The following is a 15,239-nucleotide window of genomic DNA, read 5'->3' as shown; positions in this document are numbered from 1 at the left end:
CGGCGATGGAGTGGTGGTCGCCAGAATCGCGTCTTTCAGTACGACTTGGGGAGACCCAGGGACTGATGGGATACGTAGTTGAGGATCATCTCCCGGCTGACCGGGGCGATCCGGGCGACGCGGGAGGCCGTGATCAGCGAGGCGAGGCCGTACTCGCGGGTGAGGCCGTTGCCGCCGAGGGTGTGCACGGACTGGTCGACGGCCTTCACACAGGCCTCTGCGGCCGCGTACTTGGCCATGTTCGCCGCCTCGCCCGCTCCGGCGTCGTCGCCCGCGTCGTACAGGGCGGCGGCCTTCTGCATCATCAGGCGGGCGAGCTCCAGCTCGATGTGGGCCTGGGCGAGGGGGTGGGCGATGGCCTGGTGGGCGCCGATGGGGTCCCTCCAGACCTGCCGGGTCCGCGCGTAGTCGACGGCCTGCGCGAGGGCGTACCGCCCCATGCCGATGGCGAACGCGGCGGTCATGATCCGCTCGGGGTTGAGTCCGGCGAAGAGCTGGAGGAGGCCCGCGTCCTCGTCGCCGACGAGGGCGTCGGCGGGCAGGGCCACGTCGTCGAGGACGAGCTCGAACTGCTTCTCGTGGGCGTGGAGTTCCATGTCGATCTGCGAGCGGGTGAAGCCGGGGGCGTCGCGCGGGACGATGAACAGGCACGGCTTGAGGCGGCCGGTGCGTGCGTCCTCCGTCCGTCCGACGACGAGCGTGGCGTCGGCGATGTCGACGCCGGAGATGAAGACCTTGCGGCCGGTGAGCAGCCAGCCGCCGTCCTCGGTCCTGCGGGCCGTGGTGGTGATGCGGTGGGAGTTCGACCCGGCGTCGGGCTCGGTGATGCCGAAGGCCATGGTGCGGGTGCCGTCGGCGAGTCCGGGGAGCCAGGCGCGCTTCTGCTCCTCGGTGCCGAAGCGGGCGATGACGGTGCCGCAGATGGCGGGCGAGACCACCATCATCAGCAGCGGGCAGCCCGCCGCGCCCAGTTCCTCCAGGACGATGGACAGTTCGGCCATGCCGCCGCCTCCGCCGCCGTGCTCCTCGGGCAGGTTCACGCCGAGGTAGCCGAGCTTGGCGGCCTCGGACCACAGCGCCTCGCGGTCGTGGCCGCGGCCGTGGCGGTGTCCGAGCGCGGAGACGGCGGCGCGCAGTGCGGTGTGCTCTTCGCTCTCGATGATCGTGGTCATGATGCGGGCTCCTCCGGTACGGCTGCTTGTACGACGGCGAGAAGGGCGCCGACCTCGACCTGGCGGCCGGGGGCGGCGTGGAGCGCGGTGAGCGTGCCGGAGGCGGGAGCGGAGATCCTGTGCTCCATCTTCATCGCCTCCAGCCAGACGAGGGGTTGCCCGGCGGTGACCGCCGCCCCCGGGGCAAGGCCCTCGGCGACCCGGACGACGATCCCGGGCATGGGCGCGAGCAGCGATCCGGGCTCGTGCCGGTCGGTGGGGTCGGGGAAGCGGGGCGCCGCGGTGAGCGTGTAGGCGCGTGCGGCCGTGTCGACATGGACGCGGTCGTCGTAGCGGGCGACCCGGAACTCCCTTTGTACGCCGTCGACTTCCAGCCGTACGGCGTGGGGGGCCGTGTCGAGGATCCGCACGCCGGGGAGGTTTTCGGCTTCCGTGCCGCGGCGGGTGCGGCGGTAGCGCACTTCGTGCTCGCCGTTGCGGCCCAGATAGCGCTTGACCTGCGGCTGCGAGGGGAGGTTGCGCCAGCCGCCGAGGCGCGCGGTCGTGCCCCCGGCGGCTTGCCGCGCGGCCGCGTCCGCGAGGGCGGCCGCGAGCGCGGCGATCTCCTCGCCGTCCTCGGCGGCGGTCAGCTCCGGCAGATGCCGCTCGTAGAACCCGGTGTCCATCCCGGCCGTTGTGAACTCGGGGTGCCGCAGGGACCGTACGAGCAGCTCGCGATTGGTGACCGGCCCGTGCACCCGGACCCGCTCCAGCACCCCGGCCAGCTTTCGCACGGCCGCCGCCCGGGTGGGCGCCCAGGCGATGACCTTGGCGAGCATCGGGTCGTAGTGCACCCCGATGCGATCCCCGGGTCCGTACCCGCTGTCGACCCGGGTCCAGGGCGTCCGACCGCTGCCGGCGCCGGCCACCGGGCCGTCGTGGGCCACGCCCGTACCGGCCGCCGGGCCGCCGTCCACCTCGCCCGCGCGCAGCGCCGAGGGCCGGGGGGCGGGGAGGCCCGTGGGGAAGGACAGCGCATGCAGCGTGCCCGTCTGCGGGGCCCAGTCGCGGGCCGGGTCCTCCGCGTAGAGGCGGGCCTCGATCGCGTGGCCCGAAGGCGGCGGCGGGGCGGGCGGGAGTGGCGCGCCCTCCGCGACTTTGATCTGGAGGGCGACGAGGTCGACGCCGAACACCGCCTCGGTCACCGGGTGTTCGACCTGGAGGCGGGTGTTCATCTCCAGGAAGTGCGCCTTGCCGTCGGCGACCAGGAACTCCACCGTTCCCGCGCCCCGGTAGTCCGTCGCGCGGGCGGCGCGCACGGCCGACTCGTGCACGGTGGAGGTGAGTTCCGGGCCCAGCCCGGGCGCCGGGGCCTCCTCGATCACCTTCTGGTGGCGGCGCTGCAGGGAGCAGTCGCGGGTGCCGAGCGCCCAGACCGTGCCGTGTGCGTCGGCCAGGATCTGTACCTCGACGTGGCGGCCGTTCTCGATGTACGGCTCGACGAAGACCTCGCCGTCCCCGAAGGCGCTGAGCGCCTCGGCCCGCGCCGCCTCCAGTTCGTCCTTGAGCGAGGAGAGTTCGCGTACGACCCGCATCCCGCGCCCGCCGCCGCCCGCGGCCGCCTTGACCAGCACCGGCAGGTCGTCCTCGGTGACGTCGCCCTCCGCGAGGGGCGCGATGCCCATCAGCTCCTTGGCCCGCGTCTTGGACGCCATCGCCTCGATGGCCTCCGGCGGCGGGCCGATCCACACCAGCCCCGCGTCGATGACGGCGCGTGCGAAGCCGGCGTTCTCGGAGAGGAACCCGTATCCGGGGTGCACCGCGTCCGCGCCCGCCGCGAGCGCCGCCTTCACGATCAGGTCGCCGCGCAGATAGGTCTCGGCGGGGGTGGCACCGGGGAGGCGTACGGCCGCGTCGGCCTCCCGTACGTGCAGCGCGCCGGCATCGGCGTCCGAGTGCACCGCGACGGTCGCGATGCCCAGCTCACGGCAGGTGCGGAAGACCCGGCAGGCGATCTCGCCCCGGTTGGCGACAAGAAGAGTGTGGATCATCAGGGCTCACATCCTGAAGACGCCGAAGCCGCCGCGCGCGCCTTCGACCGGGGCCGTGTGGATGGCGGACAGGCACATGCCGAGGACCGTGCGGGTGTCGCGCGGGTCGATGACGCCGTCGTCGTACAGCCGCCCGGACAGGAACATCGGCAGCGACTCCGTCTCGATCTGCTGCTCCACCATCGCGCGCAGGGCGGCGTCCGCCTCGTCGTCGTACGGCTGCCCCTTCGCGGCGGCGGACGCGCGGGCGACGATCGAGAGGACTCCGGCGAGCTGCTGGGGGCCCATCACGGCGGACTTGGCACTGGGCCAGGCGAAGAGGAAGCGCGGGTCGTAGGCCCGTCCGCACATGCCGTAGTGCCCGGCGCCGTACGAGGCGCCCATGAGGACGGACAGGTGCGGGACCTTCGAGTTCGACACCGCGTTGATCATCATCGCGCCGTGCTTGATGATGCCGCCCTGCTCGTACTCCTTGCCGACCATGTAGCCGGTGGTGTTGTGGAGGAAGAGGAGCGGGATGTCACGCTGGTTGGCGAGCTGGATGAACTGGGCGGCCTTCTGCGACTCGGCGCTGAACAGCACGCCCTGTGCATTGGCCAGGACGCCGACAGGGTAGCCGTGCAGCCGTGCCCAGCCGGTGACCAGGCTCGTCCCGTACAGCGGCTTGAACTCGTCGAAGTCGGAGCCGTCGACGATCCGGGCGATGACCTCGCGCGGGTCGAAGGGGGTCTTGAGGTCCTCGGGGACGATGCCGAGCAGCTCGTCCTCGTCGTACTTCGGTTCCGCCGCGGGGAACACCGGTGCGGGGTGTGCCTTGCGGTGGTTGAGGCGGGCGACGATCCGGCGGGCGTGGCGGATGGCGTCGTGCTCGTCGTGCGCGTAGTGGTCGGCGAGGCCGGAGGTGCGGGCGTGCATCTCGGCGCCCCCGAGGGACTCGTCGTCGCTCTCCTCGCCGGTGGCCATCTTGACGAGCGGCGGGCCGCCGAGGAAGACCTTCGACTGCTCCTTGATCATGACGGTGTGGTCGGACATCCCGGGTACGTACGCCCCGCCGGCGGTGGAGTTGCCGAAGACGACGGCGACGGTCGGGATGCCTGCGGCGGAGAGCCGGGTGAGGTCGCGGAAGAGCCCCCCGCCGGGGATGAAGATCTCCTTCTGGGAGGGGAGATCTGCGCCGCCCGACTCGACGAGGCTGATGACGGGGAGGCGGTTGGCGAACGCGATCTCGTTCGCACGGAGGGCCTTCTTCAGGGTCCAGGGGTTGCTGGCACCGCCGCGTACGGTCGGGTCGTTCGCCGTGATGAGGCACTCGACGCCCACGACCGTGCCGATGCCGGTGACGAGGGAGGCGCCGACGGGGTGGTCGCTGCCCCAGGCGGCGAGCGGCGACAGCTCCAGGAACGGTGTGTCCGGATCGAGGAGGAGCTCGATCCGCTCGCGGGCGAGCAGCTTGCCGCGCTTGCGGTGCCGGGCGACGTACTTCTCGCCGCCGCCGGCCAGGGCCTTCGCGTGCTCGGCGTCGAGCGCGTCGAGCTTGGCGAGCATGGCGGCGCGGTGTGCGGCGTATTCGGGTGACGTCGTGTCGAGCGTGCTGGCGAGGATGGTCATGGGGTCACCTCCGGTGGGGGTGGGGCTCCTTCGGAGCCCGTCCGGCGTTCGAGGACGGACACGCGGGCCGCCCCGTCGGTGCCGCGCAGGCACGTCGGCGTCACAGCAGCACCTCCGGCACATCGGCGTACCGCGCGCGGAGCCACTCCCCCAGACCCTTCGCCTGGGGGTCGAAGCGGGCCTGCGCGGCGACGCCCTCGCCGAGCAGGCCCTGCACCACGAAGTTCAGCGCGCGCAGGTTCGGCAGCACGTGCCGTACGACCGGCAACCCGGCCGTCTCCGGGATGAGTTCACGGAAGCGGTCCACCGTGAGCTCGTGGGCCAGCCACCGCCACGCCTCGTCCGTCCGGACCCACACCCCGACGTTCGCGTCCCCGCCCTTGTCGCCGCTGCGGGCGCCCGCGACGAGGCCGAGCGGTACGCGGCGCACCGGACCGCCGGCCGGAAGCGGCTCGGGCAGCGGCGGCTCGGCGACGGGCTCGAGCGGTCGCGTTCGCGCCGCCGCCGGGACCGGAACGCGCTCCCCGTCCGGCAGCACGGCGACGTGCTCCACCGACGCCGCGTCCACGTACACCGCCTCGAACACCCCGTACGGCGCGCCCTTCCCCGGCGGGGCCGTCACATGGAAGCCGGGGTAGCTGCCGAGCGCCAGCTCGATCGCCGCGCCGCTGACGACCCGGCCCACGGCGTCCGCGTCCCGGTCCCGGACCACCAGCCGCAGCAGCGCGCTCGCCGTCTCCTCCGTGTCCGCGTCGGGGCGGTCGGTGCGGGCGAGTTCCCAGCGGACCTCCTCCGGCCGGGACTTGGCCCGCGCGAAGGCGTCCTCGATCTGTCCCCGCACCAGCTCCGCCTTCGCCTCCACGTCCAGTCCCGTCAGGACGAAGACGACTTCGTTGCGCCGGCCACCGAGCCTGCACAGCCCGGTCTTGAGGGCGGGAGGCGGGGCCTCGCCGCGCACGTCCGTGACACGGACCCGGTCGGGCCCGTCCTGGGTGAGCCGTACGGAGTCGAGGCGGGCGGTGACGTCGGGACCTGCGTACCGGGCGCCGCCCGTCTCGTACAGCAGCTGGGCGGTGACCGTGCCGGTGTCCACGAACCCGCCGGTGCCGGGGTGTTTGGTGACGACGCAGCTGCCGTCGGCGTACAGCTCGGCGACGGGGAAGCCGGGCCGCCGCACGTCATGGCCCGTGAAGAAGGAGTAGTTGCCGCCGGTCGCCTGCGTCCCGCACTCCAGCACGTGCCCGGCGACCACCGCGCCCGCCAGCTGGTCGTACGCCTCCGGCCCCCAGCCGAACCGCCACTGCGCGGGCCCGGTGACCAGCGCCGCGTCCGTGACCCGCCCGGTGACGACGACGTCGGCGCCGGCGGCGAGGCACGCGGCGATCCCGCCCCCGCCGAGATACGCGTTCGCCGCGAGCGCGTCCGGGAAGCGGGCGGTGAGGTCGTCGCCCTCGACATGGGCGACCCGCACGGGCACGCCCACCCGGTCCGCGAGCTCGCGCACCGCGTCCGCGAGGCCCGCCGGGTTGAGCCCGCCGGCGTTGGCGACGATCCGCACCCCGCGCTCGTGGGCGAGCCCGAGGCCCTCCTCCAGTTGCCGCAGAAACGTCTTGGCGTAGCCGAGGCGCGGATCCTTGGCCCGGTCGCGGCCGAGGATGAGCATGGTCAGCTCGGCCAGGTAGTCGCCGGTCAGGACGTCGAGTTCACCGCCGGTGAGCATCTCGCGTACGGCGTCGAAGCGGTCGCCGTAGAAGCCGGAGGCGTTGCCGATCCGCAAGGCGTCCATGTCACCCCCCCTTGGGCGCACGGCCCGCACCCGCCGGGCCCGCGAAGGCCTGGGCGATGTCCAGCCACCGGTCGGCGTCTTCGCCCTCGGCCCGTAGGGCGAGGTCGTCGCGGTGGGCGCGCTGCGTGACCAGCAGGCAGAAGTCCAGCGCGGGGCCGGTCACGCGCTGGGCGGCGCCCTCGGGCCCGTACGTCCACAGCGCCCCGTCCGGAGCGGTCAGCTCGATCCGGAACGCTTCCTTCGGCGCCTCGGTCCCGCGCACGAAGTAGGCGTAGTCCCGGGCCCGTACGCCGATGTGGGCGACATGCCGCAGCCGCGCGGTCGGTTCGCGTACGACGCCGAGCGCGTCGGCGACGTCCTGGCCGTGCGCCCAGGTCTCCATGAGCCGGGCGGTCGCCATCGACGTGGCGCTCATCGGCGGCCCGTACCAGGGGAAACGGCCCCCGGCGGGCGCACTGCGCAGGGCCTGGTGGAGCCGCTCGCGGCCGGCGCGCCACCGGCCCAGCAGCTCGGCCGGCGGCTGTGCGGCGCCCGCCTCCGCGGCCTGGTCGACGAAGGTGCCGGGCGCGGCGAGGGCCTTCTTCACCTCGGCGCCGAAGGCTTCGGCGTCCGTGACGGCGAGCAGCGCCACCTCGTCGGTCCAGGCGAGGTGGGCGATCTGGTGGGCGACGGTCCAGCCGGCGGCGGGCGTCGGGGCGGCCCACCGTTCCTCGCTCAACTCGGCCACGAGCCGGTCGAGTTCCTCGCTCTCTGCGCGCAGGTCGTCGAGGACGACTGCGGGGTCGGACACGGTGCGCTCCCTCCGGGACACGGCGTGGTGTCCGGAGCATGGCAGCGCGAGCAGAAACAAGCAAGCGTGCTTGCTTTACTTTTTTCGTGCGAGGGTCGTGCCGCGCCTCCACAGGCGTCAGTACCAGATCGCGATCGGTCTGCCCCGGCTGTCGTACTGCGGCGGGTCCGGGAGGGAGCGCGCGCGGCCCGCGGCGATCCGGTGTGCGCTCCACGCCGCGGCCGCCGCGTCCAGCACGTCGTCCGGCGCGACGCGTCCCGCCTCCCCGAGCTCGTCGGGGACGACGACGCCGGCGGCCCCGAGGAGCGAGCGCCGGGCCATCTGTCCCGCCCAGCTCTTCTTGCGGTACGGGAGCGGGGTCTCCCCGGCCAGTGCCCAGAACGACACCTCGGGGTGCACCTCGAAGAGGCGATCGCCGCCCGCCTCCGTCAAGCAGCCGTTCGCCTCGCGGAGTCCGGCGGCGAGCGCCCAGCTCTGGCGGCTGAGCCCGGCTCCGGTGAGTTCCCGGCACCGGCGGCTCGCGGCCTCGTACTGCTCCTCCTGCCACACCGCGCGCGGCGGCACCCGGAAGACACTGCTCCGCAGCCGGCCCAGCAGGGCCGCCGCTTCCGCGTCCGCGCGCCGCCACCCCTCGTCCAGGAGCCCCAGCGGCATGTCCACGCCCACGACCTCGACGCCTGCGCCGCTCCTGGCCTCGTCCGCCTCACGCAGCAGGGAGCGCAGATCGGTGACGAGGCGCGCCCCGGCGAATCGGCCGTCGCGGAGTTCGACCGCCACCCACCCGTCCGTGCACGCGTCGACGCCGAGGACCGTCACCATGTCAGCCCGCATCTCCGAAGGGGGCGGTCGCCGGATATCCGTAGTCCCCGTACAGCCGGACGAAGCGGGCCGCGACGATGCTCCCGCGGCGGACGAGGCCGTGGGTCCCCCGCTCGTACAGCTCGACCTCCTCCTGGCCGCCCGGGCCGATCGGCTGGACCAGACGGCCGCCGATCCGCAGCTGCCGGACCAGCGGCGGCGGCACCTCCGGGAAGGCGGCGCAGACGACGACGGCGTCGTAGGGGGCGCGGGCGGGCATGCCGAGGGTGCCGTCACCGACGACGATCTCGACGTTCTCGACGCCCTGGGCCGTGAGATGGGCCTGGGCCTGGGCCGCCATGTCCGGCCATCGCTCGACACTCACGACGTACGCGGCGAGGCGGGCCAGCAGGGCGGTCTGGAAGCCGTGGCCGGTGCCGATCTCCAGCACGCGCTCGCTCCCGGTGAGGCCGAGCGCGGCGACCATCATGGCCACGAGGGAGGGTTGCGTCGTCACCTGGCCGTGGCTGATCGGGATCGGGATGTCCACGTACGCCGAGGCGCGGTGGGAGGCGGGGACGAAGGCCGAGCGCGGGGTGCGGCGCATGACCCGGAGCAGGCGCTCGTCGCGCACACCGGCGGCGCGGGCGGCCCTGACCAGGTCCTCGGGGCGCCCTTCGGGGACCGAAGGGTCCTCGTCGGCGGGAACGGTTCTCGGATGGATCATCATGTCCGTCTCCCGTGAGGGAACCTGGCGGGGTCGGCCGGCGAGGGTCAGCCGGCGGCGCGCTGTACCTGTGTCCGTACCGCCCCCATGCTCGCCGCGACGACCAGGGCGATCGCCAGCGCGTCGGCGGCGGACAGGGCCTGGTGGAGCACCAGGAACCCGGCGGTCGCCGCGATGGCGGGCTCCAGGCTCATCAGCACGGCGAAGGTCGGCGCGGGCAGCCGGCGCAGGGCGAGGAGTTCGAGCGTGTACGGCAGCACGGACGACATCAGCGCGACCGCGAGCCCGAGCCCGATCGTGGACGGCACGACCAGTGCGCTCCCCGCCTCGGCGATGCCGAACGGCAGGCTGAGCACCGCGCCGACCGCCATGGCGAGGGCGAGCCCGTCGGCCTGCGGGAAGCGGCGTCCGGTGCGGGCGCTGAAGACGATGTACGCGGCCCACATCGCGCCCGCTCCGAGGGCGAAGGCCGCACCGGCCGGGTCGAGGCGGTCGAAGCCGCCGCCGCTGAGCAGGACGACGCCGCCGAGCGCGAGGCCGGCCCACAGCAGATTGATCAGCCGCCGCGACACGACGACCGAGAGCGCGAGCGGTCCGAGCACCTCCAGGGTGACGGCGGCGCCCAGCGGGATACGGTCCGCGGCTTGGTAGAACAGCATGTTCATGGCCGCCATGGCGATACCGAAGGCGACGACCGTGCTCCAGTCGGCACGGGAGTGCCCGCGCAGCCGGGGCCGGCAGACCAGCATCAGGACGATCGCGGCGAGCACGAGTCGCAGCGTGACGACGCCGAGCGCGCCCGCGCGGGGCATCAGCAGCACGGCGACGGCGGCACCGAACTGCACCGAGAGGCCGCCCGCGACGACAAGCGCGACGGGGCCGAGCGCGCGCCCGCGCCCTCCGCGCCGTCCGCCGTTCCCGAGGGCACCGGCCGCTTCGGGCAGCGCGACGGCGGAGGCGGCGACCTGCTCCGCGCCGGCGTCCGCGCCGGCACCGGCACCGGAGATCGCGCCGGCACTCGCACTCCGGGACCCGCTCACCGCTCCACCTTCGTTCATCCGACTAAACTTCTGGTCCAAAATACTGCACTGGAGGATTCTGGTCCACTTTCCTCCTCCTCACGCTACGGAACCCCGCGCCGTCCGTGAAATGCCTGATGGGCTGCGGTTATGCTCCGCACGCATGAGCATCGAGCTGCGTCATCTCCGCTGCTTCCTCGCCATCGCGGAGGAACGAAGCCTGACCAGGGCGGCCGCCGCACTGCATCTGGGCCAGCCGGCCGTCTCCCGTACCCTCGCCGCGCTCGAACGCCACCTGGGTGTCCGACTCGTCGACCGCTCCACCCACCACCTCGACCTCACCCCCGAGGGGCGGGCCTTCCGGGACAAGGCCGCGCTGGCCGTCACCGCCTTCGACGAGGCCCTCGACGCGGACCGTCTGCACCACCGCCCCCTGCGCCTCGGCCACGCCTGGTCCGCCCTCGGCCCATACACCACCCCGCTGCTCCGCCGCTGGCAGCAGGAGCACCCGGACCTCCCCCTCGAACTCCTCCGCGTCGACGACCGGACGGCGGGCCTGGCCCGTGGCGAGGTCGACGCCGCGGTCCTGCGCGGCCCGGTCGACACCCCCGGCCTCGTCACCGAACTCCTCTTCACGGAGCCCCGCATCGCGGCCGTAGCCGCCGACGCCCCGCTGGCCGCCCGCCCCGTGCTGACGCTCGCCGACCTGGCTCCCGAGACGATCGTCCTGAACACCGTCTCCGGCACCACCACCCTCGCCCTGTGGCCCGCGCCCTCCCGGCCCGCCTCGACCCTCACGGTCGCCAACACCGACGACTGGCTCACGGCCGTCGCGGCGGGCCGCGGCGCGGGCGTCTCGGCCGCCTCCACCGCCGAGATGCACTCCCACCCGGGCGTCACCTACCGCCCCCTCACCGACGCCCCGCCGGTCCCGGTCCTGCTCGCCTGGCGTACGACGGCACCGCACCCGGCACTGAAGGCCCTGGCGGCACTGGCCCGCGAACTCAGCGGCCGGGAGTGAGCCCGGGCCGGCGCTCGCGACGCCGGGGACCGGACCGGCTCGGCCCATCGGGTGGTCTCCGGGCGTGAGCTCGACAGCCGCACGAGCCCAACGGCCGCTCAGGCTCGACAGCCGCACATGCAGGACGCCCGGCCGGGCGTCCGTCGTGTCAGCGGTTGAACCAGGAACCCACCCTCAGTCCACTGCTGTCGGGCAGGCCGAGAGCAGCGGGGGCGAATGCCCTGGAGCCGGTCGCGGTGGTGCCGGTTGCGCTGCCCGGCAGCACCCACAGGCCCCCGTCGTGGCTGCCCACACCCGCGGCGGTGGTGCCCAGGACGCCGATGAGCGCCTCGGCGCGGCCGTCGCCGTTGGTGTCGACGGCCTTGGCACCCTCTCCGAACGCGCCCTCCGCGATCGCGACGCCCGGCACGCCCGACGTGTTCTGGGTGAACGCGGTGGAACCGCTTCCGGTCAGCCCGCCCGGGCCGCCGCGCAGGACGGTGATCTTGCCGGGGTTGGTCAGGTCGCTGTGGTTCTCGGCCCGGCTGGTGGCGATGACGTCCGCGTAGCCGTCCCCGTTGACGTCACCGACGGCGACCTGGCCGCCGAAGTGGTCGGTGCCGCTGTCGGAGTTCGTGTCCGGCACGCCGGGCGTGTCCTGGTCGAAGGACACCGGCTTACGGGCCGGGTCCTGGCCGTTCGTACCGCCGTGGACGACCGTGAACCGGCCCTTGTAGCCATTGGCGAACGGCTCGGGGACGATCGTGTCCCCACGGCCGTCACGGTCGACGTCGGCGATGGCCAGGGGCTCGCCCTCGCGATGGATCAGCGGGTTGCCGATGGCGTCCTTGAGGTGTCCGGCGTCGGTCGGACCGGCAGCGCCCCCGCGCAGCACGTGGATCTTGCCCGTGCTGCCCAGGACTCTGGTGGCGTACGACACCAGCAGGTCGCTGACGCCGTCGCCGGTGATGTCGCCCGCGGCAAGCTGGGTGTAGGTGAACGGGGCGCCGGTGTCGACGCCCATCGGCCGGCCGGCAGCGGGCGTTCCGGTACGCGTGAAGGGGCCGAGGAGCACCGTTCCGGCCTTGCCGCCCCTGCCGTCGGCCACGGCGAGGTCCTGCTTGCCGTCGCCGTCGAAGTCGCCGGAGGCGAGGTCCATACCGGCCAGCCGGCCCTGGACCGAGGGAGTGCCGAGCGCGACGTACGCTCCGCCGTGGCGGGTCAGGCCCTCCGGACCTCCCCAGATCAGCGTGACCCTGCCGACGTCGGTCCAGGAGGTGCCGCCGGAGACGTAGTCCTCGCCGGGTGCCGAGACCGCCAGGTCGGCGTAGCCGTCGCCGTCGAAGTCGCCGGTCGTGGTGGCCGTGCCGAACCAGTCCGTGGACTCGGCGGTGCCGGGGACGCCCGAGGTGGCCTCGGTGATCAACTTCCGGTTGGTGCTGCTGAGGCCGCTCGCGGAGCCGTTGAGGACCATGACGGCACCGCTCTTGTTGAGCGACGACGTCGAGCGCAGGCGCAGATTGAGGACGACATCGCGGTAGCCGTCACCGTTGAAGTCGTCCACGAGCTGCTTCGCGGGGGCCGTCGCGGCGCTTCCGGCGTACGCGACGGTGTTCGTCGCGTGGGCTGTGCTCACGACGACGCCGCCGACGGCGAGTGCGGCCGTGGCGGCGCAGGCCAGAGCGCGCCGAAGGGGGATGTGCACTGGTGGTCTCCGTAGTGGTTCGCCGGGGGTTGGCGTGAAGATGACCCATGCACGGTGCACTTGGTTGTACGGCTCCGGCGGACTCTTGCCGCACGGGGTGTGCGCCGGGCGCCGCCGCCTGAGGACGACGGCGCGCGGCGCGGCTCGGCGGGCCGTCAGGGCCGTCAGGGCCGTCAGGACGAGGTGCGGGTGCGCCCCCGGTGGACGGACTCGGCCGTCGTGTCGTCCATCTCGCCGGACGGGAGTCGGGCCAAAGGGACCCTCATGACGCAGAGGGCGAAGACGATCTGCCCCGCCACCGGGAACAAGAGCATCTCCACGAAGTTCCCGAAGAGCAGGAACCAAGTGGGGAGGAGCAGCAGAGCTGCCAGCACGCGAGATGCCGGAACAGCGCGTCAGTCAGGCGTGAACTCGTACCGCAGCTCGTAGAGATGACCGGCCTTGACCATCACCGTGGCCTCGATCGGGCGCTCCCGGTCGCTGTAGACGACACGCAGGGTGCGGAGCACCGGCAGGTTTCCGGGAAGGAGCAGCGCTGTGCACTGTTCCTGCGTCGGCACCCTGGCGGAGACATGGTCCACACTGAGGCGCGGAGGAAAGCCGAGTTCGGCCAGCAGCACGGGCGTTCCGCCCTGGATCTTGCGGTGCTCCGTGACGGGAGTGCCGTGGGCGATGTCCGTCGGGTAGTACGACGCGACAAGTTCAGCCGGCTCGTCGTCGATCGCGAGGAGCTGGCGGCGCACCACTGCAACCGCCCCCTCGGCAAGCCCCAAGGCGGCGGACACATCAGCCGGAGGGACGACCTCCGCCACTTCCAGCAGAGTACTGCGCGCCCGTGCGCCGTTCCGCTCGGATTCGGTGAGCCATCGGTACGGCTCACCGGCGCGCGCGGGAGCCATGTACGCGGCCGGGCGCATCGTGCGCTGCCGGTGCTCGCGGACGGTCACGGCCGCCCCGGCCCGTCCGACGACCAGCCGTTCATCCTTGAGCAGTTGGAGCGCCTTCTGCACGGTAGCGCTGGATGCGTCGAAACGGTCCTTGAGCTGCGCCGTGGACGGAAGGCTGGCACCCTGCGCCAGGTCCCCGCTCATGATCTCGTCCCGCAGATCGGCGGCGATCCGCTCGTGCAGGGGGCGGCGGTCGAACGCGTCGGCATCGGTGCGGGGCACGGTCATCCGATCCTGATCTCGTAGCGCAGGCGCTGGCGGTGGGCAGGCATGGTCATCAGGTCGGCCTGGATCGGACGATCCTCGCCGTCGAGGGTGAGCCGGGCGAGTCGCAGTACGGGCTCGTCCGGGCCCATGCGCAACGTCTCGCGCTCCTCGGCGCTGGGCACCCGGGCCGTGACGTCCTCGCATACGCGCACGCCGACGTACCCGAGTTCGGCGAGCAGCGTCACCGCCCCGCCCCGGATCTTGGCGGTTCCCGCGAGCCGGGTGCCGCGGGCCACCTCGGCCGGGTAGTACGTATCCGTCAACTCACATGGGCTGCCGTCGAGTTCGATCACTCGGCGCCGCACGACCACGGGCTCACCCTGAGCCACGCCGAGCAGCTCCGCCACCTCAGGCGGGGCCGGCACTTCTCCCGCAAGAACGATGTGCTGAGTTCCGGTGTGTCCGCGAGCGCCCGCCTCGTCGCTCCAGGCGTCGGCCCGCCCCCGCACGCGCGGCGTGAGATAGGGCAGCGAAGTGCTGACCCAGTCGCTGCTGCTCATGGCGTCCTCCCGTACGGCCGACGAACTCCGGGCTGTCTGCTGCTCCGTACCGTAGGCGACTTACTCTAAGTCGCCACCTCTGGCCCAACCTTGCTGCTTTTTGTGAATAGCAGTACGGTCCTGCTGATCGTACAACCTTGCCCACTCAAGGCGGTGGTTCACGGTGCCCCTGTCACAGCAACGGCCATTCCCCAGGTCCGCCCGGTCGGTCGGCGCGGCCCGCGCGTTCGCTGTCCAAGTACTCACGCAATGGGGCATCACCGCCCGGCAGGAAGAAGTACGCCTCTGTGTATCCGAACTCGCCACCAACGCCTGTGCGCCATGAGGCGCTCTGTTGTATCCCCGGTCCAGCCGGGAGGAACTGAAGGGAGGTTCCTGGGTCTGATGGCTTACCTGGATCCGAAAGGTGAAGGGGACAGCAGCATGCCAGGAAATCAGTGCTCGTGTTCACGTGTGGAAGCGAGGCGCTGAGGGACCCGTGCGATATGGCGAAAGCTGTACTGCCTGAACCCCAATCTCCAAGCGATGAAATGGACTGCATCCGCCGGAAATCTGCACGTGACACCGGTGCCGCACCCTGCGATGGAGTAATTGCGTATCCATCGCACCCTTCGGGTCGCGGAATGATTCCCAGTGAGGGAATTCAAGGGGATGAGTGGGGCGCCTAAGTCGCGCTAGATACGTACAACAGAGACGAACATGGGATCACCTAAAGGGCGCGAGCCCCAAGGTGACGGAGGCCCCGTAGTAGTCGCAGAAGTAACGACCTGCCAAGGAGGACGGGAAAGCCGTCCACAGGGCGAAGTTGCGCCGTCTAACTCGGCGTTGGATCACTCTCGCAGAGAGTAGAGGTTCGGAAGGAGAAGCCTCTGGACTACCCGCCTTACCTA

General features: G+C 72.5%; 13 protein-coding genes. 1 reads left to right on the top strand and 12 read right to left on the bottom strand.

Annotation, left to right across the window (positions count from 1 at the left end; genetic code table 11):
* Positions 1–35: 35 nt before the first annotated feature.
* From ACFV9O_RS10505 to ACFV9O_RS10470, 8 genes are all read right to left on the bottom strand, one after another.
* Positions 36–1,172: an acyl-CoA dehydrogenase family protein gene (locus tag ACFV9O_RS10505; RefSeq protein ID WP_385415036.1), complete on the bottom strand. Its 1,137-nt coding sequence runs from the start codon at positions 1,170–1,172 to the stop codon at positions 36–38.
* The gene (locus tag ACFV9O_RS10500) at positions 1,169–3,202 is read right to left on the bottom strand and encodes a biotin carboxylase N-terminal domain-containing protein (RefSeq protein ID WP_385415034.1); all 2,034 of its coding nucleotides are present in this window, start codon (positions 3,200–3,202) and stop codon (positions 1,169–1,171) included. The genes ACFV9O_RS10505 and ACFV9O_RS10500 overlap by 4 nt, the downstream gene beginning before the upstream one ends.
* Before the next feature lie 6 nt (positions 3,203–3,208).
* Complete coding sequence (locus tag ACFV9O_RS10495; RefSeq protein ID WP_385415032.1) at positions 3,209–4,810, bottom strand: acyl-CoA carboxylase subunit beta; 1,602 nt, start codon at positions 4,808–4,810, stop codon at positions 3,209–3,211.
* 100 nt (positions 4,811–4,910) lie between these two features.
* Positions 4,911–6,596 (bottom strand): acyclic terpene utilization AtuA family protein, encoded by a 1,686-nt coding sequence (locus ACFV9O_RS10490; protein ID WP_385415029.1) that lies wholly within the window; start codon positions 6,594–6,596, stop codon positions 4,911–4,913.
* A 1-nt stretch (position 6,597) separates the two neighbouring features.
* Entirely contained in the window at positions 6,598–7,386 is a 789-nt protein-coding gene (locus tag ACFV9O_RS10485; RefSeq protein ID WP_385415027.1) for a TIGR03084 family metal-binding protein, read from the bottom strand.
* Positions 7,387–7,503: 117 nt separating this feature from the next.
* A complete protein-coding gene (locus ACFV9O_RS10480; protein WP_385415024.1) occupies positions 7,504–8,217 on the bottom strand; it encodes a DUF429 domain-containing protein in 714 nt (237 codons plus the stop codon).
* Positions 8,207–8,914 (bottom strand): protein-L-isoaspartate(D-aspartate) O-methyltransferase, encoded by a 708-nt coding sequence (locus tag ACFV9O_RS10475; protein WP_385415021.1) that lies wholly within the window; start codon positions 8,912–8,914, stop codon positions 8,207–8,209. Before ACFV9O_RS10475 ends, ACFV9O_RS10480 begins: the two co-directional genes overlap by 11 nt.
* 44 nt (positions 8,915–8,958) lie before the next feature.
* The gene (locus ACFV9O_RS10470) at positions 8,959–9,855 is read right to left on the bottom strand and encodes a DMT family transporter (RefSeq protein ID WP_385415327.1); all 897 of its coding nucleotides are present in this window, start codon (positions 9,853–9,855) and stop codon (positions 8,959–8,961) included.
* A 238-nt stretch (positions 9,856–10,093) separates the two neighbouring features.
* Between ACFV9O_RS10470 and ACFV9O_RS10465 the strand changes: the two genes are divergently transcribed.
* Complete coding sequence (locus ACFV9O_RS10465; RefSeq protein ID WP_385415018.1) at positions 10,094–10,951, top strand: LysR family transcriptional regulator; 858 nt, start codon at positions 10,094–10,096, stop codon at positions 10,949–10,951.
* 148 nt (positions 10,952–11,099) lie between these two features.
* On the opposite strand, the gene ACFV9O_RS10460 is transcribed toward ACFV9O_RS10465, so the two are convergent.
* From ACFV9O_RS10460 to ACFV9O_RS10445, 4 genes are all read right to left on the bottom strand, one after another.
* Positions 11,100–12,635: an FG-GAP-like repeat-containing protein gene (locus ACFV9O_RS10460; protein ID WP_385415015.1), complete on the bottom strand. Its 1,536-nt coding sequence runs from the start codon at positions 12,633–12,635 to the stop codon at positions 11,100–11,102.
* Between the two features lie 173 nt (positions 12,636–12,808).
* Positions 12,809–13,009, bottom strand: a complete 201-nt coding sequence (locus ACFV9O_RS10455) for a hypothetical protein (protein ID WP_385415012.1) — start codon at positions 13,007–13,009, stop codon at positions 12,809–12,811.
* A 21-nt stretch (positions 13,010–13,030) separates the two neighbouring features.
* Entirely contained in the window at positions 13,031–13,810 is a 780-nt protein-coding gene (locus ACFV9O_RS10450) for a GntR family transcriptional regulator (protein WP_385415009.1), read from the bottom strand.
* Complete coding sequence (locus tag ACFV9O_RS10445; RefSeq protein WP_385415006.1) at positions 13,807–14,349, bottom strand: GntR family transcriptional regulator; 543 nt, start codon at positions 14,347–14,349, stop codon at positions 13,807–13,809. Before ACFV9O_RS10445 ends, ACFV9O_RS10450 begins: the two co-directional genes overlap by 4 nt.
* Positions 14,350–15,239: the final 890 nt, after the last annotated feature.

It is taken from the genome of Streptomyces sp. NPDC059909, from assembly GCF_042730885.1.
In the GTDB taxonomy this organism is placed as follows: Bacteria; Actinomycetota; Actinomycetes; order Streptomycetales; family Streptomycetaceae; genus Streptomyces.
Note: the sequence above shows the minus strand (reverse complement) of the source record. Positions and strands in the feature narration are given on the sequence as shown.

What these genes read in the sequence shown, in the direction of transcription:
- ACFV9O_RS10500 (WP_385415034.1), bottom strand. Translation starts at nt 3,202, where the DNA reads ATGATCCACACTCTTCTTGTCGCCAACCGGGGCGAGATCGCCTGCCGG.
- ACFV9O_RS10480 (WP_385415024.1), bottom strand. Translation starts at nt 8,217, where the DNA reads ATGCGGGCTGACATGGTGACGGTCCTCGGCGTCGACGCGTGCACGGAC.
- ACFV9O_RS10505 (WP_385415036.1), bottom strand. Translation starts at nt 1,172, where the DNA reads ATGACCACGATCATCGAGAGCGAAGAGCACACCGCACTGCGCGCCGCC.
- ACFV9O_RS10495 (WP_385415032.1), bottom strand. Translation starts at nt 4,810, where the DNA reads ATGACCATCCTCGCCAGCACGCTCGACACGACGTCACCCGAATACGCC.
- ACFV9O_RS10445 (WP_385415006.1), bottom strand. Translation starts at nt 14,349, where the DNA reads ATGAGCAGCAGCGACTGGGTCAGCACTTCGCTGCCCTATCTCACGCCG.
- ACFV9O_RS10465 (WP_385415018.1), top strand. Translation starts at nt 10,094, where the DNA reads ATGAGCATCGAGCTGCGTCATCTCCGCTGCTTCCTCGCCATCGCGGAG.
- ACFV9O_RS10490 (WP_385415029.1), bottom strand. Translation starts at nt 6,596, where the DNA reads ATGGACGCCTTGCGGATCGGCAACGCCTCCGGCTTCTACGGCGACCGC.
- ACFV9O_RS10475 (WP_385415021.1), bottom strand. Translation starts at nt 8,914, where the DNA reads ATGATGATCCATCCGAGAACCGTTCCCGCCGACGAGGACCCTTCGGTC.
- ACFV9O_RS10450 (WP_385415009.1), bottom strand. Translation starts at nt 13,810, where the DNA reads ATGACCGTGCCCCGCACCGATGCCGACGCGTTCGACCGCCGCCCCCTG.